Origin of the sequence: Parasalinivibrio latis, from assembly GCF_036825535.1 — a bacterium.
Taxonomy (GTDB): Bacteria; Pseudomonadota; Gammaproteobacteria; order Enterobacterales; family Vibrionaceae; genus Parasalinivibrio; species Parasalinivibrio latis.
In genome coordinates this window covers 2163098-2184020 of sequence record NZ_CP098812.1, presented here as the reverse complement: position 1 = coordinate 2184020, position 20923 = coordinate 2163098, and the positions used below count along the sequence as shown (strand labels likewise).

18 protein-coding genes and 2 tRNA genes are annotated in these 20923 nt (G+C 49.1%); 8 read left to right on the top strand and 12 right to left on the bottom strand.

Features of this window, described 5'->3' with window-relative positions:
* Positions 1–5: 5 nt before the first annotated feature.
* On the bottom strand, positions 6–2408 hold the full coding sequence (locus NF212_RS10115; RefSeq protein ID WP_434360865.1) for a helicase-related protein: 2403 nt from the start codon (positions 2406–2408) through the stop codon (positions 6–8).
* Positions 2409–2579: 171 nt separating this feature from the next.
* On the opposite strand from NF212_RS10115, the gene NF212_RS10110 reads away from it, so the two are divergent.
* A complete protein-coding gene (locus tag NF212_RS10110) occupies positions 2580–4505 on the top strand; it encodes a RecQ family ATP-dependent DNA helicase (protein ID WP_434355206.1) in 1926 nt (641 codons plus the stop codon).
* Between the two features lie 38 nt (positions 4506–4543).
* On the opposite strand, the gene NF212_RS10105 is transcribed toward NF212_RS10110, so the two are convergent.
* From NF212_RS10105 to yegD, 3 genes are all read right to left on the bottom strand, one after another.
* Positions 4544–5269 carry a carbonic anhydrase gene (locus tag NF212_RS10105; RefSeq protein WP_434355204.1) on the bottom strand — a complete coding sequence of 242 codons (726 nt, stop codon included), beginning with the start codon at positions 5267–5269 and terminating at the stop codon, positions 4544–4546.
* 69 nt (positions 5270–5338) lie between these two features.
* Entirely contained in the window at positions 5339–5974 is a 636-nt protein-coding gene (locus NF212_RS10100; RefSeq protein WP_434355202.1) for a hypothetical protein, read from the bottom strand.
* A 79-nt stretch (positions 5975–6053) separates the two neighbouring features.
* Positions 6054–7406, bottom strand: a complete 1353-nt coding sequence (gene yegD / locus NF212_RS10095; RefSeq protein ID WP_434355200.1) for a molecular chaperone — start codon at positions 7404–7406, stop codon at positions 6054–6056.
* A gap of 299 nt (positions 7407–7705) precedes the next feature.
* On the opposite strand from yegD, the gene NF212_RS10090 reads away from it, so the two are divergent.
* Both NF212_RS10090 and NF212_RS10085 read left to right on the top strand, forming a co-directional pair.
* A complete protein-coding gene (locus NF212_RS10090) occupies positions 7706–8530 on the top strand; it encodes a TauD/TfdA dioxygenase family protein (RefSeq protein WP_434355198.1) in 825 nt (274 codons plus the stop codon).
* Positions 8531–8703: 173 nt separating this feature from the next.
* Positions 8704–9690 (top strand): chemotaxis protein CheV, encoded by a 987-nt coding sequence (locus NF212_RS10085; RefSeq protein WP_434355196.1) that lies wholly within the window; start codon positions 8704–8706, stop codon positions 9688–9690.
* A 56-nt stretch (positions 9691–9746) separates the two neighbouring features.
* On the opposite strand, the gene NF212_RS10080 is transcribed toward NF212_RS10085, so the two are convergent.
* On the bottom strand, positions 9747–10940 hold the full coding sequence (locus NF212_RS10080; RefSeq protein ID WP_434355194.1) for a methyltransferase: 1194 nt from the start codon (positions 10938–10940) through the stop codon (positions 9747–9749).
* 137 nt (positions 10941–11077) lie between these two features.
* Here NF212_RS10080 and NF212_RS10075 point away from each other — a divergent pair, with 137 nt between their 5' ends.
* Entirely contained in the window at positions 11078–11332 is a 255-nt protein-coding gene (locus NF212_RS10075; protein WP_434355192.1) for a hypothetical protein, read from the top strand.
* Between the two features lie 4 nt (positions 11333–11336).
* Here the strand turns inward: NF212_RS10075 and NF212_RS10070 are convergent, their stop codons facing one another.
* Together NF212_RS10070 and norR are read right to left on the bottom strand one after the other, a co-directional pair.
* Positions 11337–12005, bottom strand: a complete 669-nt coding sequence (locus NF212_RS10070; RefSeq protein WP_434355190.1) for a ribonuclease T2 family protein — start codon at positions 12003–12005, stop codon at positions 11337–11339.
* Between the two features lie 106 nt (positions 12006–12111).
* A complete protein-coding gene (gene norR, locus NF212_RS10065; RefSeq protein ID WP_434355188.1) occupies positions 12112–13689 on the bottom strand; it encodes a nitric oxide reductase transcriptional regulator NorR in 1578 nt (525 codons plus the stop codon).
* A 216-nt stretch (positions 13690–13905) separates the two neighbouring features.
* Between norR and NF212_RS10060 the strand changes: the two genes are divergently transcribed.
* From NF212_RS10060 to NF212_RS10050, 3 genes are all read left to right on the top strand, one after another.
* Positions 13906–14178 (top strand): hypothetical protein, encoded by a 273-nt coding sequence (locus NF212_RS10060; protein ID WP_434355186.1) that lies wholly within the window; start codon positions 13906–13908, stop codon positions 14176–14178.
* Between the two features lie 254 nt (positions 14179–14432).
* A complete protein-coding gene (locus tag NF212_RS10055; RefSeq protein WP_434355184.1) occupies positions 14433–15188 on the top strand; it encodes a flagellar motor protein in 756 nt (251 codons plus the stop codon).
* The gene (locus NF212_RS10050) at positions 15188–16024 is read left to right on the top strand and encodes a flagellar motor protein MotB (protein WP_434355182.1); all 837 of its coding nucleotides are present in this window, start codon (positions 15188–15190) and stop codon (positions 16022–16024) included. Before NF212_RS10055 ends, NF212_RS10050 begins: the two co-directional genes overlap by 1 nt.
* A 35-nt stretch (positions 16025–16059) precedes the next feature.
* Here NF212_RS10050 and NF212_RS10045 read toward each other — a convergent pair whose 3' ends face one another.
* The 5 genes from NF212_RS10045 to NF212_RS10025 all read right to left on the bottom strand — a co-directional run bounded on the left by NF212_RS10045 (position 16060) and on the right by NF212_RS10025 (position 18950).
* Positions 16060–16818, bottom strand: a complete 759-nt coding sequence (locus tag NF212_RS10045) for a 5'-methylthioadenosine/adenosylhomocysteine nucleosidase (protein WP_434355180.1) — start codon at positions 16816–16818, stop codon at positions 16060–16062.
* A 198-nt stretch (positions 16819–17016) separates the two neighbouring features.
* Positions 17017–17093 (bottom strand) — tRNA-Val (locus tag NF212_RS10040).
* Positions 17094–17112: 19 nt separating this feature from the next.
* Positions 17113–17189, bottom strand: a tRNA-Val gene (locus tag NF212_RS10035).
* A gap of 94 nt (positions 17190–17283) precedes the next feature.
* Positions 17284–17916 carry a MarC family protein gene (locus NF212_RS10030; protein WP_434355178.1) on the bottom strand — a complete coding sequence of 211 codons (633 nt, stop codon included), beginning with the start codon at positions 17914–17916 and terminating at the stop codon, positions 17284–17286.
* Between the two features lie 65 nt (positions 17917–17981).
* Positions 17982–18950 carry a zinc transporter ZntB gene (locus NF212_RS10025; protein WP_434355176.1) on the bottom strand — a complete coding sequence of 323 codons (969 nt, stop codon included), beginning with the start codon at positions 18948–18950 and terminating at the stop codon, positions 17982–17984.
* Positions 18951–19445: 495 nt separating this feature from the next.
* On the opposite strand from NF212_RS10025, the gene NF212_RS10020 reads away from it, so the two are divergent.
* Positions 19446–20900, top strand: coding sequence for a multiheme c-type cytochrome (locus NF212_RS10020; protein ID WP_434355174.1), 1455 nt, complete (start codon positions 19446–19448; stop codon positions 20898–20900).
* Positions 20901–20923 lie beyond the last annotated feature (23 nt).

Sequence of the window (20923 nt, the reverse complement as noted above, 5' to 3'; positions counted from 1 at the left end):
TGAAGTTACTTGATATCAATTGTCCGGCTGGCTTTCCTGTACTGTACACGCCACCCTTGCCAGCGAGGCAGTTCCCAACGTTTTGGATCTGCCTTGCGCCCTCCGTCAACGTGTATGGCAGTGACCTGTTTGCGGGGAGGATCATACTCAATCCGGAGTGTCAGGTCGGATAATTTAACCTCATGCGGGTAGGCTTCATCGAAGTCTTTCCGCTCCCATTCGGGGATTCCGTCAAAAATAAAATCTGAAGGCTCGAAGAGCTGCAGATCTTCCGGTGACTCAATGCCGAGATCTTCAATCTGCTGGGTAAGCCAGGTTTCGAAATGCACAGCCTGTGGGCTGCGGCTGCAAAAATCAGGGTTGTATTGCCCCAGCGCCAGGTAGAGGTTCCACTGGTGGATTGCTGTGCTCAATGTATCGGCAAGGCCCGGCATGATCTCCCCGGACAGTATTTGGTCTACGGCCACTTCTCGGGCCATTTCTCCCTTGGGCACTTCGGTTCGGGTTGCTATCACTCTGCCAACAAAAACACGATGAATTTCCGTCAGGCACTGACCGTTGTCATCTGTCACTGTTTGTCCGGGTTGCTCTTCTCCAAAGCATGAATCAGCGAGTTGCCGGAATGTCACCGGAGCTATACAGGTTGCGAAAGCAAGGTTTTGCTTCACTCCTTTTCCCGGTACGGCGTGCTGGTCAAATACAATGGCGGCTTCTGCTGAATCCGGGAAGCGGGTGTCCCGCCCGGTACTGCATTCCACCATGCCATTTCCTAAAGCCTGGCGGCGTCTTTCCCTGCGTACGAATACCAGTTCAGGTGCAGTCTGCATAACCTGTTGAATCAAAGGCTCCCTGTATAGCGGGGAGGTGTTTTTGAGTGCAGGGAGATTGAGCGCTTCCCGCATTTGGTTTGAAAGCAGGCGGGCTTCCTTTCGCATATCATCATCAACGGTGAGAAATTCAGGAACGGGTTCACGAACCAGTCGAATTAGAGTGACAGCGTCACAACCAAGTGGTTCCCACTTACTGAGTTCATCAATGGCATGTTCAGAACTGGGCATGGACCAAAGGCGCTGGGGCAAGGAAAGTGCCGCTGCAAGGTCAACCATCGCTTCCTTAACAGCGGGTTCTTTTATAACCGAAATGAGGTGGGCAAAAAGGGTATCTATAGGGAGGGGATAGAGTACTTTCCCATGTTCTGTAACGTGACCATATCCGTCAATGGCTCCCATTTTCTGTAGTGAAGACGTTGCGGCTGCAAGTGTTTTTTCCGGCAGACTGTCCGGTAACGGCAGATCTGCCAAACGGTAACCACAACAGGCTGCAGCCAGCATGGGCTCAACGAGTTCTTCCCGTTGCAAATCGGGAGGCGTTGTGGCTTCCAAAGGAGCCGCGCTGCCATACAGTCTCAGACAAATGCCAGGGGCAACACGACCGGCCCGACCTTTACGTTGCTCTGCACTTGCCCGCGAAATACTGTGCAAACCCAGCACCGTGCGGCCATTTCGCTGATGGGTCCGGCGTTCAAGGCCGCTGTCAATGACCACAGTGACACCGGGAATTGTCAGCGAGGTTTCAGCCACATTGGTTGCCAGGATGATCCGTCTTAGCGAGTTATGCTGTGTAGCGGTCAGTGCTCGCTGGCGGTCACCGTCTGACACACTGGCGTGAAGCGGGATGATATCTGCATCCAGCCCCCGGAGGATTGACTGGCACTGGGAAATTTCTTTCCTTCCCGGCAAAAAAACCAGTATATCGCCTTCGGTTTCGTCCCAAATATCCGCAACGGCTTGCTGCACTTTTCGGTCAATGCCCCGGATATCCGGTCCGAAACGAGAGTCTTTAGCAATGTAACGCACAGCAACGGGGTAATTGCGCCCTTCTGCTTTTAGGGCCATTCCGCTGACGTAAGCGGTGAGCTTGTTTGCATCCAGCGTCGCGGAGGTGATGATCAGCCGGTGTTTGCCCGTTTCCAGCAACATGGCGGTCAGTATGTCGGTATCCCAGCGGCGAAGGTGCATTTCGTCAACCATGACGATATCAAAGTGCGCGAGACCGTCTTCACTTAGCCAGCGTAATGCGACACCGGGCGTGGCGAAAACAATACGGGTGTTTTCTGAAAACTGACCTTCAAAGCGTATGGCATAACCCACAGACTTCCCAACTGGCTCATCTTTTTGTGTTGCGATAAATTCTGCCAGGGATGTACAGGCAATCCGGCGTGGCTGGATAACCAGAACCCGGCCGTGGTCAGAAGCCCAGACCGGGAGATGGGTGGACTTACCGGAACCGGTTTCTGCTTCTATCACCAGGTGCTGGCTTTCAATGTGTTGGTGAAAGTCTGCTTCGATGGCGGAAATTGGGAAGGTTGCAGGGATAGTCACGGTGTCAGTTGTCCTGATGGTGTTCATTACCGGGGAGTTTAACTGATATGTCTCGAAGCCTGAAAAGTAATTGACTGGCTTGTCAGGGTGTAAAGCCATACCAAACCAGAAAAAACCACAATTGGCGTCGATAAATTAAAGGATTCGCGTTAGCCTTTTGCAAAGTAAAAAGTGGAAGAAACGGAAACCGGGGAAAAAATGTACCAAGAGACGTTACATCGGGTATTTGGGTTTGAAAGCCTCAGGGGCGGCCAGCAAGCAGTTGTTGATAAAGTTTTGAATGGTCAATCAGCAGCCGCAATTTTCCCAACGGGCTCCGGCAAGTCACTTTGCTATCAACTGCCGGCACTGCATCTCCCTCATCTGACGCTGGTGATTTCCCCTCTCTTGGCACTTATGAAAGATCAGTTGGATTTTCTCCGCAGCAAAGGCATTGCCGCCGGTTCTATAGATTCTTCCCAGAGCTGGGAAGAAAGCCAGAGAGTAATGCAGGGGGTGAGGGAAGGGGAGATTAAGATCCTGATGATTTCCGTGGAACGCCTGAAAAATGAACGCTTTCGCCAATTTATTTCCAGGGTTCCTATCTCTCTGCTCGTTGTCGATGAGGCTCACTGTATTTCAGAGTGGGGCCATAACTTTCGCCCGGATTACCTGAAACTGCCGGTCTACCGTCAGCAACTCAATATCCAGCAGGTACTGCTCCTGACTGCCACAGCAACGCCGGCTGTTATTGACGATATGGGTGAGAAATTCGGCATTGGACGGGATGACATTGTGGTTACCGGTTTTTACCGGAAAAATCTCGACCTCAATGTTTACCCTTGCCCGGAAAGGGACAAAGACTATGCGCTCCTGAACATGCTGCGCGCTGAGCCAGAGGCGCCTACTGTTATTTACGTCACCTTACAACATACCGCCGAGCAGGTTGCGGCGTTTTTGAAGGATTCGGGTATCCATGCCAGGGCTTATCATGCCGGCATGAAGAGCGAGGTGCGCGAGGAGATCCAGTCGGCATTTATGGCTGGGACTATCCCCTGTATTGTGGCCACTATCGCTTTTGGAATGGGTGTGGACAAAGCCAATATCCGGCGTGTTATCCATTTTGATTTACCGAAATCCATAGAAAACTACAGCCAGGAAATCGGCCGGGCCGGACGGGATGGCCAACATTCAGAGTGTACCGTACTTGCTAACCGTCAGGGCTTAAGCGTCCTGGAGAATTTTGTTTATGGTGATACCCCAGATCGCAGCAGCATCCGTTATGTGCTGGATGATATCAGCCAGCATACCGGGCAGTGGGAGGTGCAGCTTTACAGCCTTTCCCGAGACAGCAACATCAGGCAATTACCGCTCAAAACGCTCTTGGTTTATCTGGAATTGGAAGGGGTATTAGAGCCGCTGTACAGTTACTATGCTGACTACCGGTTCAAACTCGTTGGGTCGCGTGAAAGTATCGTTTCCCGCTTTGAAGGTGAACGCCGGGATTTTGTTTCCGCTATTTTTGCCGCATCACCCAAAGGGAGGTTGTGGTACACCCTCGACTTTGAAGCAATGTGGCGAGGCTATGGCGCAGAGAGGAAGCGGGTAGTCGCTGCGCTGGATTACTTTGCGGAACAAGGCTGGATAGAATTGGAAAGTAAGCAGATGACGGATGTGTACCGTATTTTGCCTGCGACACAGCCTATGGACGTTCTGGTAGAGAAAATTTACAGCTACTTTGCGCGGAAAGAAGCCAGTGAAGTCGCAAGGGTACATGCGATGTTGGCATTGTTTGAATCAGATACTTGCCTCAGCCATGCATTGGCAAACTATTTTGCCGATGAACACGCACCACAGCGGTGTGGACATTGTTCAGTGTGCCGGGGAAAAGTTGCCAACCTCCCGGGCCAGGATGTGTTATCTCCGATAATCCCTGAAAAGCTGGTTGCCTGGTGCCAGCCCCTGATTAAAGCCAGTGAAGAAGCCCTCTCCTCGGCGACGCTTACCCGTTTCCTGTGTGGTATAGCGACACCTGCAGGAACCAAATTGAAAGCGAGCAAAATGGAAGGGTATGGGAAACTGGAAAATTACCCCTACGCAGATGTGTTAGAGCAGGTCCGGCTGGCATTCCCTGTGATGGAGTAGTCTAAGAAAAGGAGCAGGTTTGCTGCTCCTTATTACCTTCAGCGGTTGCCAACAATAACCCGGGCATTGATGTCCTGGATCGGGCGGGCGTTTTTACCCATCATCGCATGCATTGCACTGATCTGATCTTTTGAAGCTGTCTGGGTGTCTTTTATCACTAGCCAGCGCACGCCCTCACTACATGGTGGCGTAGTCAGCGACCCGTTGTAGCGGTAGTAAGTGGCGTAATAAGGTGGCAGAAGATCGGCTGGGGAAAGTGTGCCATCAGGGACTACGCTTTTGCCACTTGCCGGAAGATGGGTGGTGATTTTACCGAGTGTATCGTTTTCACGGATGCCATTTTGGAACATAACAGCCACAACAGCGAGGTTACCTTCAGCATCCTGATGGACAAAATGCGCTTCCATTGGAAAGGTTTTGCCATTTATATGGTTTTCAGAAGGTGTATGGAAATGAACCTGCTTTAAGGTATAAACGTCACCATCAAGTTTCAGGGTGTTATTTCCCTCCACGACGCCCTCAATGGTATGCCCGTTGTTCACGATTTTTGCCACTTGTCCTTCATAGTGGATGTTCAGTGGCTCAAGGTGGGTGTTGTGGGCTTTGGTAATGTTGATAGGGGACTGGTTCTCCCCTAATTCACAGACAGGATATTTTTCACCCCAAGTTTCGACACCGGTATCGCCGCTGTAGCTCCAGTTTGCCGCGTGTACTGTCAAAGGAAGCACTGCCGCGAGCAGGGTGGAAAGTACGATTTTTTTCATGTTGTTGGACCCGTCGATCATTTGTGCAAGAAGCGTAGTCCTGCCTTTCTTGATTGTCAGGTGTGAAAACTAATTTTGGATAAATGCCTGTCCGGACAAAAATGTGATGAAAGTATCCGGGCTGTTTAGCACCGGTATCTCTTTATCTATTTTCCCTGTAGCGCCGTACATTGACGCCTGGGCAAGAACAATGGCATCACTGTTTCCTTCGTGGCTGTTTACGGCTTCCGCAACGGCATTACAGTAGGCATCAGTCTTCCCATTCATAAAGTGCTGCCAGGCATTTTCAACCATCAGGAATTCCAAATTTGGCTCAGTACCGGCTTTTCCTGCCTCTTCATGAAGCAAGTCAGCCGTTGGGACTGCCGTACTCTCCAACGCCATGACAACCAGTACCCTGTTGAACCGGACTGCCTGTTCAGCCATGGGGCGGTCGACCCGGATAACGTTGGGGGATGCAGATTCGGCTGATTTACCGATGGTTGAACAGGTGCAGGCGATCAGGTCGGCACCATCAGCCAATTGGCCCAGAATAAATGATTTTATATCGTCTTCCAGGCTATCGAGATTTTCCAGTTGTTGAGCACGTTGGAGGAAGTCTTCCCTTACCAGGTGCGTGAGGCTATGTGTTGGCAGTGTCGTTGCGGCCAAAGCCTTAAACAGTTGTTTATTCGCAGCGGAAGTGTGCAAAAAACGGATATCCATAACTATCTCCTCGTCCATGAGTTCATAGGGGTACAGGAAAAATCGGTTCCCGGCAGTATGAAACTGCCGGGGACAAGGGTTAACGGAAACAACGCTCCGCCCAACGAGCAAGGCCGGCAGTGACAGAGCCGAAGTAATCCCCCGAAACGATAGGCACACCAGGCAGGGCTTTCTCCAGAAGAGCACGGAGGATCGGGGAGCGTGCACTGCCACCTGTCATATAAATTACATCCGGTTGGGTCTGTCCTTGTTTCAGGGCATCCTGAACCAGTTCAGCAATCTTAACGGTCGGTGCCGATATGGCTTCGGCCAGCTGTTTCTGGTTGATATTATGTTGGAGTTGTTCTTTCAGGAAACAAAGCTGGGACAAGGTTTCTGAATGTTCTGACAGGGCAATCTTCGCTTCTTCTGCCCGGCGGACAATCTGATAACCCAGTGTGTTCCGGTGTACTTCAATCAGTCGGGAGATTTTATCCGGCTCTGCGGCATCCCGGCGCAACTGGTCCAGGACTGCAAAGTTGGCAGCAGCATAAAAATCTGACTGTGCCGCGACGTTATTGATGGCGATTGGGTTCCAGAACTGGTTGATCGGCATATCGATACCTCGCTGGGTCTTACTGCCTTTGCCCAGCATTGGCATCAGCTGCTCAAACGCCAGATAAATATCCAGGTCATTACCCCCAATGCGACAACCACTGTGTGCCAGTAAGCCTGAAGTGCGGTCATCCCGGTTTTTCCATCCCGGTCCCATGGTTATCAGTGAGCAGTCGGTAGTACCGCCGCCAATATCTACAACAAGTACATTCTGGTCTTTCTCAAGCTGGCTTTCATAATCCAGCCCGGCTGCTACCGGTTCATATTGGAACTCGATCTGGCTGAAGCCGGCTCGTGATGCGGCCTGGCGAAGGATGGATTCAGCTTGTTGGTTCGCCTTGTCACCACCGATACCCTGGAAGTTAATGGGTCGTCCAATAACCGCTTTTTCAATATCGGATTGAACCGCCGCTTCCGCCTGCCTCTTTATATTGACCATCATGGCGCAGACCAGATCTTCAAAAAAGCGGATCTGTATGTCCCTCAGCCCAGATGCCCCAAGAAAGGATTTGGGTGATTTTACGTAATACACCTCTTCCGGGTCATCAAGGTATGTTTCAAGTGCGGCTTGGCCAAATTGCAGGCACCCGGTGTCGACATCAATATCTTCTTCCCGGTTAAACGCAATAGCCCGGCGCAGCAATTGTTCACCGACGGTGTCACTGGGAGAGATACCATAGAAGCGGTAAAGGTATTCGCTGACGGCTTCCCGGGTAGGAGCACATAAGGCTGATGGGATAAACCGGTTTTCGCCTTCGAGGGGGAGCAGTCTTGGGGCGCCATTTTCGACAACTGCTACTGAGCAGTTTGCCGTGCCGTAGTCGAATCCAATAAACATGAGAGATTCCTGCGGGGTAAAGGGCCGGTAAGTGTATACCCTAATGACATCAAGGTGCAGGTTTCATTGAGAATTATTTGGTGTTCAGGAAAAGCCGGGTTTTGACAATGACCAAAGTTTAAGAAAGCGGGCGGTTACGGATATTCTCAGGGAAATATAGCCCTACTCTGGCTACCGCTATTTTACAACCGACGGGAAGTCAGGCGGTTCAATGAAACAGTTTTGAAATAAAAACGGTGCATCTCTGTTCATGTTTGTCGAAGATGAAAGAGAAATCAGATTTGCCATGAAGGATAGTTATGCAGATTCACCCGTTGTCAGAACATATTGGCGCTGAAATTGAAGGTGTAGATCTTGCCCGGTGTAAGGACTCGGAATTCGAACTCGTTTATGACGCATTTTTGCGGTACCAGGTGATTTTTTTAAGGAACCAACACTTCTCGCCGGAGCAACATCTTGCCTTGGCTTGCCGGTTTGGTGAGATTGAACCTGTCCATCCTTTCTTTCCGCACCTTGAAAAGACACCACAGGTAGTGGTTATAGAAACATCTCCGGGCAACCCTCCGGGAGAGAGCTTCTGGCATACGGATTTAAGTTGGCAAAAGAGGCCATCCAAATGCTCACTGCTCCATGCCCAACATGTACCTGACAAAGGTGGCGATACAATTTGGACGTCGATGTCAGCTGTCTGGGAAAGCTTGCCGGTGGCAATGAAGACTTTGTTGCGGGGCAAAGAAAGCATCCATGCACTGCACGCCTTCGAGGGATCTAAATATGACCAAATTGATGATTTAGGGCAAAGCAGGGTAAATAAAATGGCCAGCCGCTTCCCTCCGGTTCGGCATCCGGTTGTTGTTGTCCATCCTGAAACACAGCGGGAGACCCTATTTATAAATGAGCAGTTTACACGCGGTATCGCCGGGATGTCTGTTCATGAAAGTGAAGCGATTCTGGCTGAGCTTTTTGCTCTGGCAAGGGAAGTGCAATTTCAACACCGGTTCAGTTGGCAACCTGGCTCGTTAGCCATTTGGGACAACCGCAGTACCCAGCACTATGCAGTCACTGACTATGGGGATTCACCCCGTAAACTGCACCGGGTATCGGTTCAGGGAGGATTTTACTGATAACCTAAAACAGGCAATTAATAATTCAATTCTGACTTGCTGAACCCCAGAAACTCAACTGTCTGCCAGATGTTTTATTTTTGGCTCATGCGTACGAAGTTTAAAACCCTTGCCTATACTCACTTAGGAGTCACAGTAAGTACAACTCAGACAGTTCGGGAAGATTGGGATTTATGAGCCAACCACTAGAACGTAATAATATTCTGCTTGAAAGTGGTACCAATGAACTCGAAATTATCGAGTTTCACCTGTTCAAGCAGTTACCTGATGGGTCAGCCAAGACGTGTTACTACGGCATTAACGTCTCTAAAGTCAGGGAAGTTATCCTTACCCCTGAAACAACTGATTACCCCAATGCGCAGCCCCATGTGATTGGCGTATTTTCACAACGTGAACACCTGGTTCCTCTCGTGGATTTAGCAAGCTGGCTGGGTGTTCCTAAAGTCAGCGGCGAATCTGGCAGTATGGCGATAATCACTGACTTCAACAAGATGATGAATGGCTTTCTCATTGACAGCGTCCGCCGTATTCACCGGGTTTCCTGGGAAGATGTTGAATCCCCGAGTGAATTTCTGGAAGGTGGCGAAACGGATTGTGTGGTGGCCGTAGTGCGCCGGGATGGTAACCTTCTGATGATTCTGGATTTTGAGAGAATTATTGCAGATATCAACCCAGAAACAAGCATGGAGAAATATGACGTTAATAAAGACAGGAATGTTTCCCTTGATGACCTGAGTGTCAAGAAACGGCATGGCAAAACTATCTTGGTTGTAGACGATTCGAGTTTTATCCGGAAGCTTATCGAAGATACCCTTGCATCAGCCGGTTACAACATTATAACAGCGAAAGATGGCGCTGAAGCACTCAGTAAAATGGAAGAAATTGCCCGGCTTACTAAAGAGGAGGGTGTTTCGGTAGAAGAGATGATTGACGGGGTGGTAACCGATGTTGAAATGCCCAAAATGGACGGCATGCACCTTTTAAAACGCCTGCGCGATATGGAATGCTACCATTCACTTCCCATTGTGATGTTTTCATCCATTATGAGCGACGATAACCGGCGGAAAGCGTTAGAATTAGGGGCCAACGACACCATCACAAAACCTGAAATAGGAAGGATGGTGGCGATGATGGATGAGCATGTCATGAAGCATCATTGATCTGCGACTTTATACATGGGTATAAACAGGCACCGTAAAAGGTGCTTTTAGGGGTATCAGTCCCTTCTTCCTTGGATCAGGATATTCCGGGGTGTCAGGTCTCTCCGACAAAATTCACTCAGTGTTACGCTATACCCGGCCTCTTCCAGAAAGCAGGCTCGGTCCAGCACCAGCCACATTTCCAGTGGACGCCTGAACAAGTCCCTCAGTGTTTCCATTCTTTCTACGTCTTCAAAGCGTTTTTCACCCTCATTCTGCCAATGGCCAAAGTCAGTATTTTCCGGAAGGGTAATGCCTTTTGTTTCAGCAGCCCATTGGCAAAACAACTCAAAGCCCTCATTCAACAATGCCTTCTGGCAATTAGGGACGGGTAAGTAATCGTTGGTCCCGTTGAGGTGTTTCTGAAGTGCATCAAAACCCAGTCGGAAGCTGACCTCCGTAAAGCGCTTTTTCTGTACTCCGGTACTGGCGGTTACTGTCTGTTGAAGGGGTAATTTAAGGTCGTGTTTACTTAGTGTCAGCGTGCTTTTTTTCGCAACGTGAGAAAGAGGTTGGTAGCTTTTGTCCCTGATAAGGTGGAAACAACACGGCGACACAGAAACAGCCCTGGTCTTCTTTTGAGCAGCATGCTTTAGCAGTGTGACGTGCAGGTCACCACAAGCATGGAGGGCGACAGCGTGTTGAGAGGAGGTGATCAGAGCGGCAGCCTCCGGCGTAAAGGCATCACCATGGACAAATGTCATTGGCAGTTTGTGCTTTTCTGCGAATTGTTGGCCGTCGTGACACAACGTTTGTTGCCATTCGAGACTCACAACCGGCTGGTGGCGTGAAGCACTTATAACTCGGCCTAGGTATCCTTTACCCGCACACCATTCAAGCCATGTAATGTTGTCACTTCCGGGTAGACTGTCGTTAAAGGCTACTATCTGTTGCCATTTTCGCCCAGGAATTCCTGTATCAAGGTGGGAAGGTAACAATTGCTCGTGTTTTTCCGTCGCCTCAAGTGAGCAAAGTGCTTGGAGGGATTTAACGGCTGGAATGAACTCAGACACGGCTTCTGCCAGGGCATTTGTGTCAGCCTTCCATTTTTCGAGTTGTGGAAGGCGTTGTTGGTTTAGCCATTCACACAGTGCCGGGTTGGTTTCTTCCCAGGGAAGGGCCTGCTCGGCATAGGGCATAAACTGCCAGTACTGGCGCAATGCGCTCAGCAGGGAATCGAGACTGGAAAAGGAGGTCTGAAAGCCGGGCATGGATAGTGTCTCTGATAAGCCGAAAAGGACGAATTGTAGAGGGCAATGTAAATAAGTCCAGTATTTGCCAGTTCGCGAATATGAAACATATCTCCTAATCTTAATACTGACTCTGTCAGTAATAACTGGAGCCCTCTATGACAATGATAAGTCGCAGCTTTACCACATTCAGCGTTTCTCTTTTAATGGTGATCGGACTTTCTGCGTGCACTGATCATCCACCGGTGTCTGTGGACAAGTGCGGTGAAGTTGTCCGGCATGCCAAAAGCGTTCTGGGTGGTTTGGCTCCGGATACAGCCACACTGTTAAGACAATGCCAGACGGCGACAGACAGTGAGCGTGGCTGTGTCATGGCTGCAACAACAAAAGGGGCATTGTCACAGTGTCTTTGATATTTTAATCGCGAAGCGCATCCGGGCAACTCATCAGGTTGAAATCGGTGTCGTAGCAGACTGCCAGTTCATGTCCAATTTTGCCCAATGCAAGGGTTTTTAGTGAAGGGTTGTGTCTTTTCATCCATTCCTGTGCAGCGTGGACATCGGAAATGTTGCCAGGAAGGGTGAGGGCAGAGTGTAACTCTTCAGTTTGGGCAAAATAATCTTCTGCGTTTTCAAAGTCGCAACTGCCATGCTTTTCCCATTCCCCCTGGAGCAATGACCGGCCCGGAGACATGCAGAGGTAGGCATCTACGACGTAGGTGGGCAGTTGTGGTAAATCCCCCTGACAGTAACGCGGCTGGTCTTCGACTTTCTTTGCAGAGGCTGACTGTGCCCACAGGCCATGTACAACCCAGCCATAAGTGTTTGAAGAGTCACACTGCAGTTTAAGGCGGTCAGGAAGGGGACCCTTACTCCGTTTGTATGCACAAAATCCCGGAGCCCAGGAATAAACCAATGCGAAATAGTCAGTCGCAGTAGTATTTGTTTCGGGGTATTTGTCGTTTGCCTGAATATTGTCGTATTGGCTGACAAGCAAATGGGTATCGAGGGTACAGCATGATGGGTTAGAAAAAGTGCTGCAGCCTGAAAGCAAAAGTAGCCCTGCACCAATAAGAAGAACACGCATTTTTGTTATCCTTTACGGGGGTTGTTTACCACTGTATAGCTCGTCGACGCGTAGAACTGTGTGTAACTCCTGATAAACGGGAAGTATTGTTGGAGGCTACTCCTTTTTAACTGACGACTTTTTTAATTTCGATATTCAGTCGTTTGCCTAAACGCCCAAGATTGGCGCGGTCTGTTTCAAGTCGTCTGGCTGCAGCTGACCAGTTGCCTTGCTCTTCTTCCAATATCCGGACGATAAGGCTTCTCTGAAACTCTTCGGTGGCTACACGCAGGTTAACATCGGCTTTGGGAATACCAACCAGTGAAAGACTCCCTTCTGGTTCGTTCCCAGAAGCAGGACGCGAGGAGGGTGTTAGATCGCCAAGATCTTCTTCAGTGATAAGGGTTATGTCCGCACCTGCTACCCGGCTTCGGCTTTTTAATGCCGCCCGGTCAAGGAGGTGCTGCATTTCACGTACGTTCCCCGGCCAGTTATAGCGTTTCAGGGGCAGTATGCTGCCGGGAGCCATAGCAAGTTGTTTGATCCCCAGTTTCCGACGGGCTTGCTCCAGGAAGAAACCACAAAGCAGATCAATATCGTTTCCCCGTTCCCTTAGCGGGGGGACGTGGAGAGGATATACGCTTAATCTGTGATAGAGGTCAGCCCTAAAACGCCCTTCCTTCACTTCTTTTGCCAGATCGCGGTTGGTTGCAGCGATAAGGCGTACATCCACTGTTTTGACTTCGTCTTGCCCTACCGGTTGTATCTCACCGTTTTGTAAAGCCCGCAATAGCTTACTTTGCGCGGCAAGCGGAAGCTCCCCAATTTCGTCCAGAAACAGCGTACCCCTGTCAGCCAAAACAAATTTCCCTGTCCGGTCTCTGTCTGCTCCGGTGAACGCTCCGCGGACATGCCCAAACAATTCACTTTCAATCAGTTGTTCTGGCAGGGCTGCACAATTTATGTGGATCATTGGGTGGTGCCTCCGGGAGGAAAAGGCATGCACGCTTCGCGCAACCAGCTCTTTTCCTGTGCCGGTTTCACCATGTATCAGGACGGTGAAGTCTGAAGATGCGACATTATTGATCTCTTCTTTCAGACGCATAACCGGAGGACAGGTACCAATCATTTCGGCGTCATCTATGGTCTGCTGGTTCAGTTCGCATACCATTTGCTGGGATTGCCGGGCACTGGTTTCGAGTTGTTCGATGTTCAGGGCAGTATAAAGAGAGGTTGAAGCAAGGGATGAAACCAGCCTGAGTGTGTCCTCCGGTATATTGTCAAAGCTGCCAGGCAAGAGGGCATCGAATGTGAGAACCCCAATTAGCCGTCCTTCAAAGATGAGTGGGAGCCCCATACAGGCATGAACCGGCAAGTCTCCCTCACTGCCGGAAACAAGACCGTCATAAGGGTCTGGCAGCGAGGACTCAGCAGGAAACCGCACCGGTTTCTGAGATCGACAGATTGTGTCCAGTCGGGGATGTTCTTCAATCTTAAAGCGTCTTCCCAGTGTATCGGGCGTCAACCCGGTCATTGCCAATGGTACTAAAATGTCACCTTGCTTTTTCAGCAATCCGACAGCATCACAGGGAATCACGCGTATGGCATGTTGCAATAGTTCCTGGAACCGATTTTCATGCGTGATACTGGCACTGAGATCTAATGCCAGTGAAATCAAATCATTGGCTGAAATACGGTTACTCATCCTGAATACTATTCCCATATTTAATACTATTGGTCTAAATGTAGTGCATTGGGTCATTATGACAAATATGCACTTAGGTCAAATTGACAAGAATATTGATTGGGAAAGCGGTATTACTCTAATTACTTATTGAATTATAAAGTTAAATAAATGTTGGCCTCACTTTTGCGTTAGTGGAATAGATACAATTTATAACTGCTAAACGAGGTGATGGGCATGATTGCACATTTCTCTATTCCCCGAAATTTGCCACCGGTGGCTTATGCATTGAATTATCAGCGTTGCCTGATTACCGGCAACTGGGTCATGGTCGTGACACTGGCTCTTTTGTCAATGTGCATTGTTGCAACCTATGGATATGAAAGCGCACTGTCAATTCCTACACTGGTTGCTGCGCATATCGCTACTATCTTTCTTGCTGGTTTGTTTAAGGTGGGTTATGTCATGAGATGTGTGGCACTTAAGGCTTTTGGCAGCAAAAATTTCTAACCGGATTTGTTTGGTAGGCTCTCCCTCCTGCCAGACAAATATTCCCTTATATGCATTAGCATTTTGGCCCGCCTGTTTCTCTTGCACAGCGCGGGCATTTTTTACCGCCCGTTTTATCCCTATAGATTAAACAAACAAAATCAGATTATTAGATTGCAATTTTGGTTTTCTCATTAAGCGGAACATTGGCGGAATTAATCTGGATTGATGTTAACATCTGCGGAAAAAATATCTGTATAAATGAGACCATAAAAATGAGCTTTATTGGTGTCTTTTTGGCCGTTGCTTTTATCCTGATTTCAAACCTGATTGAAGGGGGGCACCCCAGTGCTTTAATGAATGGCCCGGCTTTCATTATTGTATTAGGCGGTACCACCGGTGCTGCAATTGTGCAGTTTCCTTTTCCCACGCTTAAAGATGTCATCCACTACTTTTCATGGCTGATTAAGCCACCACATTATGACAGCTTTGGAATGGCAAGCCAGATTGTTGATTTAGCAGGTATTGCCCGGAAAGACGGCTTTCTTGCTTTGGAAATGGAGCTGGAAAAGATCTCAGAACCCTTCCTGACTGAGTCCCTGCAGATGGTAATCGATGGCATGGAGAAGGATGCGATCTACGAGATCATGGAAAGTAAAATTGCCAACGAAGATCACCGTATTGGCCAGGTCGCTAAAGTCTATGAAGCGATGGGTGGTTACTGTCCAACTATGGGTATCCTCGGTGCGGTGCTTGGACTTATTCATGCGATGGGGTTGCTGGATAAGCCTGACCAGCTGGGCCACGGCATTGCTGTTGCATTTGTTGCGACGATTTATGGTGTAGCGTTTGCCAACATCATCTTCCTGCCATTTGGCAACCGTTATAAAGCCTTTGCCCATGAACTGGCTAACTATCGCCGGATGATTGTTGAAGCGGTTTATGGTATCGCAAGTGGTTACAACATGATTGAGATGCAGAAGCGATTGGGAACCTATGTGGAGCACCCAAAATTCAGTGGTGGTGAGTAATGGCTCGGAAAAAACGCCACGCTCCCCACGAGGAGCATGAAAACCATGAGCGATGGCTGGTTTCATACGCTGACTATATGACACTCCTGTTTGCACTGTTTGTTGTACTTTATGCATTTGCACAAAGTGAAAAAGGTAAAGCGCAAGTGATGGTCGACAGTCTGATGACATCTCTTGAGCAGGTGGGAATGATATCCCATCCGGCCGGTTCGCCGGTATTTGATGGAGGTATTGGGGTAACTGGAAGCAATTCAACAGTGGACTCCGCCCAGATGGATGTCCGTCCGATACACCTTGCACCTAGCCATGCACCACTGCCGGAGAAATCACCGGAAACGAGCAGTACGGAGATGCCCAAGCCAGAGGAGCAGGATCTCAAGAAATTACAGGCTGCTTTAAAAGAAGAAATCCAGGCCGGTGATGTCGAGGTAGAGCGGTTGGGGCAGCAACTTGTTATCCGTCTGAAATCCCCTGTCATGTTTGCGGCAGACTCTGAATATCTCCAGCCTAAGTTCCATCCTCTGGTTTCCAAGGTAGCGAAAGCTGTTGAAAAGGTACCGGGCATCATAACAGTGATCGGGCATACCGATGCGGCACTGCCTTCATCTGACCTGTTCCGGAATAACTGGGAACTTTCCGCACTGCGCGCTGTGTCAGTGGCAGACGTAATTCTTGCTGATAAAGGAATAGATCCGGAAAGGGTGCTGGTGGAAGGAGCAGGAGCTACACAGCCGCTCTCAAAGAAAAAAGGGGCAGTAAACCGCCGGGTGGAAATAGCTATTTCCCAAGGGCGGCCTTCTGAGGTATCTGAGCCATTGGATGCCGTTAAGTCCTGATGGTACAGCCCGGAAAGTGTCCGGGCTGTACGCCCTTACATCTTTTTCAACATTTCAAGGGTAATGGCAACGGAATTGTCTGCGGTTACCTGTTTTGCTTCGTTGTAAACCATGTGCGCCGAACCGTCTGCTTTGTCTGAAACGGTACGAATTACTATTAGGGGAACGCCGTACATATCAGCGACCTGTGCCACAGCCGCGCCCTCCATTTCTACAGCCACCGCTTCAAATTCTTTTCTCAGTTCAGCTACCTGCTTTTTGTCTGCAATAAACTGGTCACCGGTAGCAATAATACCTGAGTGGGTACGCTGATCACCGACGACTTTTGTTGCTGCTGCTATGGCTAGTGTCTTCAGTTCGCTGTCAACGTTAAAAAGGCGATCCTGGTAACCATCAAGTAGCCCCTTTTGTGCACCAAAGGCAGTTAGATCAACATCATGTTGCACCAGTGCGGAGGCTATGACGACGTCAGCAACGTTTAGGGCAGGGGAAGCTGCACCCGCAATACCGGTAAAGATAATCGCACTGGTATCAAAGTCACATATAAGTGTTTGTGTCGTTACCGCAGCGTTTACCTTCCCGACACCGGAGCGCACAACGACGACATCCTTCCCGGAGATGCTACCGGTATAGTAGGTGTTGTTGGCTTTAACGTATTGACGGGTATCCTGGATCTCGGGCAGCAGTTTTTCAATTTCGGCATCCATGGCACCCATGATTGCAATTGTCTGGGCGATAGCGTGCGATGAGAATAGCGATAAAAAGAAGGCGAAGAGAAACGTTCTCTTAAACATTGTCTGTCCTTAGGTGGGGAAAATCGCGGCTATCATACAGAGGATTCAAACCGGGTAAAGAAAAATAGCAAACGTTTGCGCAGATTGGTGGTTATTCAGCCATTTAGAGGCAGATTGGTAGAAATAAGAGATAAGATCAGAGGGGCTTCAACAGCCAGATACAACAAAGCCCGCTGGAAGCGGGCTTTGTCTGGAATATGGTGCGTCTAAGTAGACTCGAACTACCGACCCCCACCATGTCAAGGTGGTGCTCTAACCAACTGAGCTATAGACGCAATGCTCAACACATTTAGATGGTGCGTCCGAGTAGACTCGAACTACCGACCCCCACCATGTCAAGGTGGTGCTCTAACCAACTGAGCTACGGACGCATCGTGTTGACGCCGAGGATATTAGCGGCAGTGCCAACACGTTGCAAGTGAAAATCCTTTGCCTCAGTGTTGTTTGGCGATTGTGTCACCGTTTTCACCACTTATCGAACAACTGGTAGGCATCATGAGCACCCTGAATTCCCATTTGCATGCCTATGACAGTCAGAATCAGACCCATAAGCCGGGTAATTATACCGAGACCGGCAATGCCGATGAGAGCGATGAGCCTCTTACCCAGAAGAAAGCAGACAAGTGTAATCACACACAACAGTCCAAACGCCCCAATAGTAACCAGAATATTGCTAACTCCTCCTGCGGCGGAATAGTTCATTGCTGTGGCAATCGTCCCAGGGCCGGCCAAAATAGGTATTGCCAGGGGAGAAATGGCAATGTCATCAGAATCTTTTTGCTGTTCATTTTTATCGGAATGCATTTTTGAGCTGTTGCCCTGGAGCATGTGGTAACCGACTAGAAAGACCAGTATCCCACCGGATAACCGAAGTGCCGGAAGTGTTATACCAAAAAGGTTAAAAATGGCTTTGCCCAGCAGACAGAAGAACGCGACGATAAAAAAGGCTGTGAGTACTGCTTTAATGGCTGTAGCGCGTTGGGATGCGTGATCCATATCACCTGCCATGCCTACAAACACGGCGGTATTGGCGATGGGATTCATAATGGCAAAAAAACCCATGAACACCGTGGCTGCGACGGTAAAAATATCAAGCATGCTGCTTTCCTTATTGTGTTTTTACTGCTGAATTATTGTAACGGTTGGTTCTGGCTCCGCTTGTATCAAAGCCATCTCCTGAAACGGAAAAAAGCGAAGCCGAGCACTGAGATTAGAACCAGGAAACCAAGGAACATATAGAAAGCCAGCGGGTCATGTTCTCCAGGAATACCGGCAACGTTGACACCAAATAAGCCGGTAAGAAAACTCAGGGGGAGGAACATGGCAGCGAAAACTGACATTCGGTACATACGTTGGTTTATCTGCTCATTCATTTTGTGGTTAAGTTCTTCGTAGGCAATTTGTGCCCGGTCGATATTCATGTCCAACTCTTCGATATAGAGTAAGAGCTGGTTGGACACTTCTCGCAGGCTTGCGCGATCGTCATCGTTGAGCCACCCGAATTTTCCGGCACTGATTTTTGCGACAGTATCCTTTTGTGGGGTGATATATCGTCTTATGGCGACAGTAGAACGGCGAATATCTGAAAGTTCTTCACGAAGCGAGAAATTGGTTCCCTGATCTATGGCGTCTTCCAGTTTGTCCAATCTCATTTCCAGAGTGTCGAGCACGCTTTGCATTCGTATAGTCAGTGAATCCATGAGTTCTGCGATGAGAGAGGATACTGAGCCGGGTCCCTGGCCTTTTTTCAGATCTGAGGTGATGTCTTCAACTGAGAGCAGTTGGCGTTTGCGGGTACTGATAACCCTGTTTGATTCAATATACAAACGAATGGATACCATATCTTCAGGATCAGCTTCCGGGTTAGCGTTAAAACCCCGTAACGAGAGCAGACAACCTGTAGAGACTGAGGTAATCCTTGGCCGGGTTTCGTCTGCAAGCAATGAGTCTGTTACTACGTCACTCAATCCTGAATCGTTTTCAAGCCAGCGTCTGGTTTCATGGTTGTCATAAAACAGATGTAGCCAGAGGATGCCATCATCAGCGCGCCAAGCTTTGATTTCTTTTTCAGTATGCAGCCAGGTCCCGCTGCCTTTGCCATCCAGCACGATGGCATGAATCAACCCATCCATACGCTCTCCACTGTTATTCTGCAGGGGTGACAAAACAATCTCCTTATAAGCAATAGAAAAGACGTTGCAGGAAAGGCGTCTCGACTGGGAGGCTTTGCGCCAATTGGATGAAACCTGGGACTCTCACACATGTAGCGCAGTGAGAGGGTGTCTGGTCACTTGTTCAACATAAATATCTGCATAAACCTCAATCAACAGGATTTTTTAGTGACATAAAATGCAAATTCATGGTCAATAATATCGCCACACTGCTTACTGTTTCAAATTTGATATTGATGTTGTGAATAATGGAGGGGTATCGCAATCACTAAAAAGGGGGGGAACTGTATTGGTGAGCCTGTAATGATGCTCTCAGTTTACATCTATTGATATTGTGAATGTTTACAAAGGCAAATACGGTTAAATGGAGAAAGTAAAGCAGTCAACATTCACACTATAACGCCGCGGCAACGTATCGCGGGCATGTGAGCGAGGTTCATTATGAACTCAGGATTGTTGACGAAAATAAAAACAGTCGGTATTGCCTTGGTGATGGTGGCGGGGGTGTTTTCGGTTTATTCCGAATCAGCAATCGCAACCCCGAAAGCCCTGGTGATGAAACCCTTTAAACAACTAAGTGAAGAAAGTAAGGAGTGTGCAGCCTGTCATAAAGACAAAAACCCGTCCATCTATGCCCAATGGGGGCGTTCCAAACACTATGGCGCGAATGTCGGCTGTTATGAGTGCCACAAAGCGACCCCTTCCGAGCCTGATGCAATAGAGCATGAAGGCTACAACATCGCTGTGATTGTCTCCCCGAAGGACTGTGGCTCTTGCCACGTTCAGGAAGTCGAGGAGTTTTCTTCAAGCCACCATGCCAAAGCAGGACAGATTATTGGGTCGCTGGATAACTTCCTGGCTGAGGTGGTGGAAGGTTCACTCAGTATGAATGGAGAATCACCCGCAGCGGTAAACGGTTGCTGGCAGTGTCATGGTGCTGAAGTGAAAGTGCTGCCTAACGGTGACCTGGATCCTGCAACCTGGCCAAATACCGGAATAGGGCGAATCAATCCGGATGGTTCGCTGGGTGCTTGCAGTGCCTGTCACCAGCGTCATGAGTTTGATATGGTTCAGGCACGAAGACCGGAAGCTTGCGGAAAATGCCACCTCGGACCAGATCACCCACAAAAGGAAATTTACGAAGAATCCAAACATGGCATTAATTTCTTTGCTCATGTTGACCGGATGAACATGGATTCTTCCAAGTGGATTGTGGGAGAAGATTATGATGCCGCGCCTACCTGCGCGACCTGCCACATGTCTGCGACCCGGGAACTGCCAGTAACGCATGACGTTGGTAACCGTATTTCCTGGACTTTACGCCCTGCGGTATCTGAAAAGATTGATGCAAAGGACAAAGCGTTAGGTAAGGAAACCAAGTCGTGGGAAGCAAGACGGGCGGATATGAAAAATGTCTGTCAGGCGTGCCATACCAAATCCATGATTGACAATTTCTACACCCAGTTTGACTCCCTTGTCGTGTTATACAACGACAAATTTGCGCGCCCAGGTAAAGCAATGATGGGGATGCTCAAAGAGCAGGGGATGATTACAGATACGGGCTTTGATGAAGAAATCGAATGGACCTGGTTTTACCTTTGGCACCACGAAGGCCGCAGGGCACGTCATGGCGCAGCGATGCAAGCACCGGACTATGTCCAATGGCATGGTATGTATGAAGTTGCAGAGCGGTTTTATATAGAAATGGTTCCGCAGTACCTTGAATTGGTCGAGAAGGCAGAGCAAAACGGCAACCATGCAGGTGCCGAGAAAGCGCGAGCCCTGCTGGACGAGATCCTTGCCCGCCCGGAACATGCCTGGTTCAGTGGTAAAGAGCCAGAAGACGTGAAAAAGGCGAGAAAAGAAGCCCAGGCAGCGTTTAAAGCGCGTTATCTCGATGAAAGTAATTGATAGTTGGATTGCCGGTACAAAAG

Coding starts and splice junctions, on each gene's coding strand:
- NF212_RS10050 (WP_434355182.1), top strand. CDS start 15,188: ATGGCTCGGAAAAAACGCCACGCTCCCCACGAGGAGCATGAAAACCAT.
- NF212_RS10115 (WP_434360865.1), bottom strand. CDS start 2,408: ATGAACACCATCAGGACAACTGACACCGTGACTATCCCTGCAACCTTC.
- NF212_RS10090 (WP_434355198.1), top strand. CDS start 7,706: ATGCAGATTCACCCGTTGTCAGAACATATTGGCGCTGAAATTGAAGGT.
- NF212_RS10075 (WP_434355192.1), top strand. CDS start 11,078: ATGACAATGATAAGTCGCAGCTTTACCACATTCAGCGTTTCTCTTTTA.
- NF212_RS10055 (WP_434355184.1), top strand. CDS start 14,433: ATGAGCTTTATTGGTGTCTTTTTGGCCGTTGCTTTTATCCTGATTTCA.
- NF212_RS10030 (WP_434355178.1), bottom strand. CDS start 17,916: ATGCTTGATATTTTTACCGTCGCAGCCACGGTGTTCATGGGTTTTTTT.
- NF212_RS10080 (WP_434355194.1), bottom strand. CDS start 10,940: ATGCCCGGCTTTCAGACCTCCTTTTCCAGTCTCGATTCCCTGCTGAGC.
- NF212_RS10105 (WP_434355204.1), bottom strand. CDS start 5,269: ATGAAAAAAATCGTACTTTCCACCCTGCTCGCGGCAGTGCTTCCTTTG.
- NF212_RS10085 (WP_434355196.1), top strand. CDS start 8,704: ATGAGCCAACCACTAGAACGTAATAATATTCTGCTTGAAAGTGGTACC.
- NF212_RS10110 (WP_434355206.1), top strand. CDS start 2,580: ATGTACCAAGAGACGTTACATCGGGTATTTGGGTTTGAAAGCCTCAGG.
- NF212_RS10025 (WP_434355176.1), bottom strand. CDS start 18,950: ATGGATGGGTTGATTCATGCCATCGTGCTGGATGGCAAAGGCAGCGGG.
- yegD (WP_434355200.1), bottom strand. CDS start 7,406: ATGTTTATTGGATTCGACTACGGCACGGCAAACTGCTCAGTAGCAGTT.
- NF212_RS10070 (WP_434355190.1), bottom strand. CDS start 12,005: ATGCGTGTTCTTCTTATTGGTGCAGGGCTACTTTTGCTTTCAGGCTGC.
- NF212_RS10060 (WP_434355186.1), top strand. CDS start 13,906: ATGATTGCACATTTCTCTATTCCCCGAAATTTGCCACCGGTGGCTTAT.
- NF212_RS10100 (WP_434355202.1), bottom strand. CDS start 5,974: ATGGATATCCGTTTTTTGCACACTTCCGCTGCGAATAAACAACTGTTT.
- norR (WP_434355188.1), bottom strand. CDS start 13,689: ATGAGTAACCGTATTTCAGCCAATGATTTGATTTCACTGGCATTAGAT.
- NF212_RS10045 (WP_434355180.1), bottom strand. CDS start 16,818: ATGTTTAAGAGAACGTTTCTCTTCGCCTTCTTTTTATCGCTATTCTCA.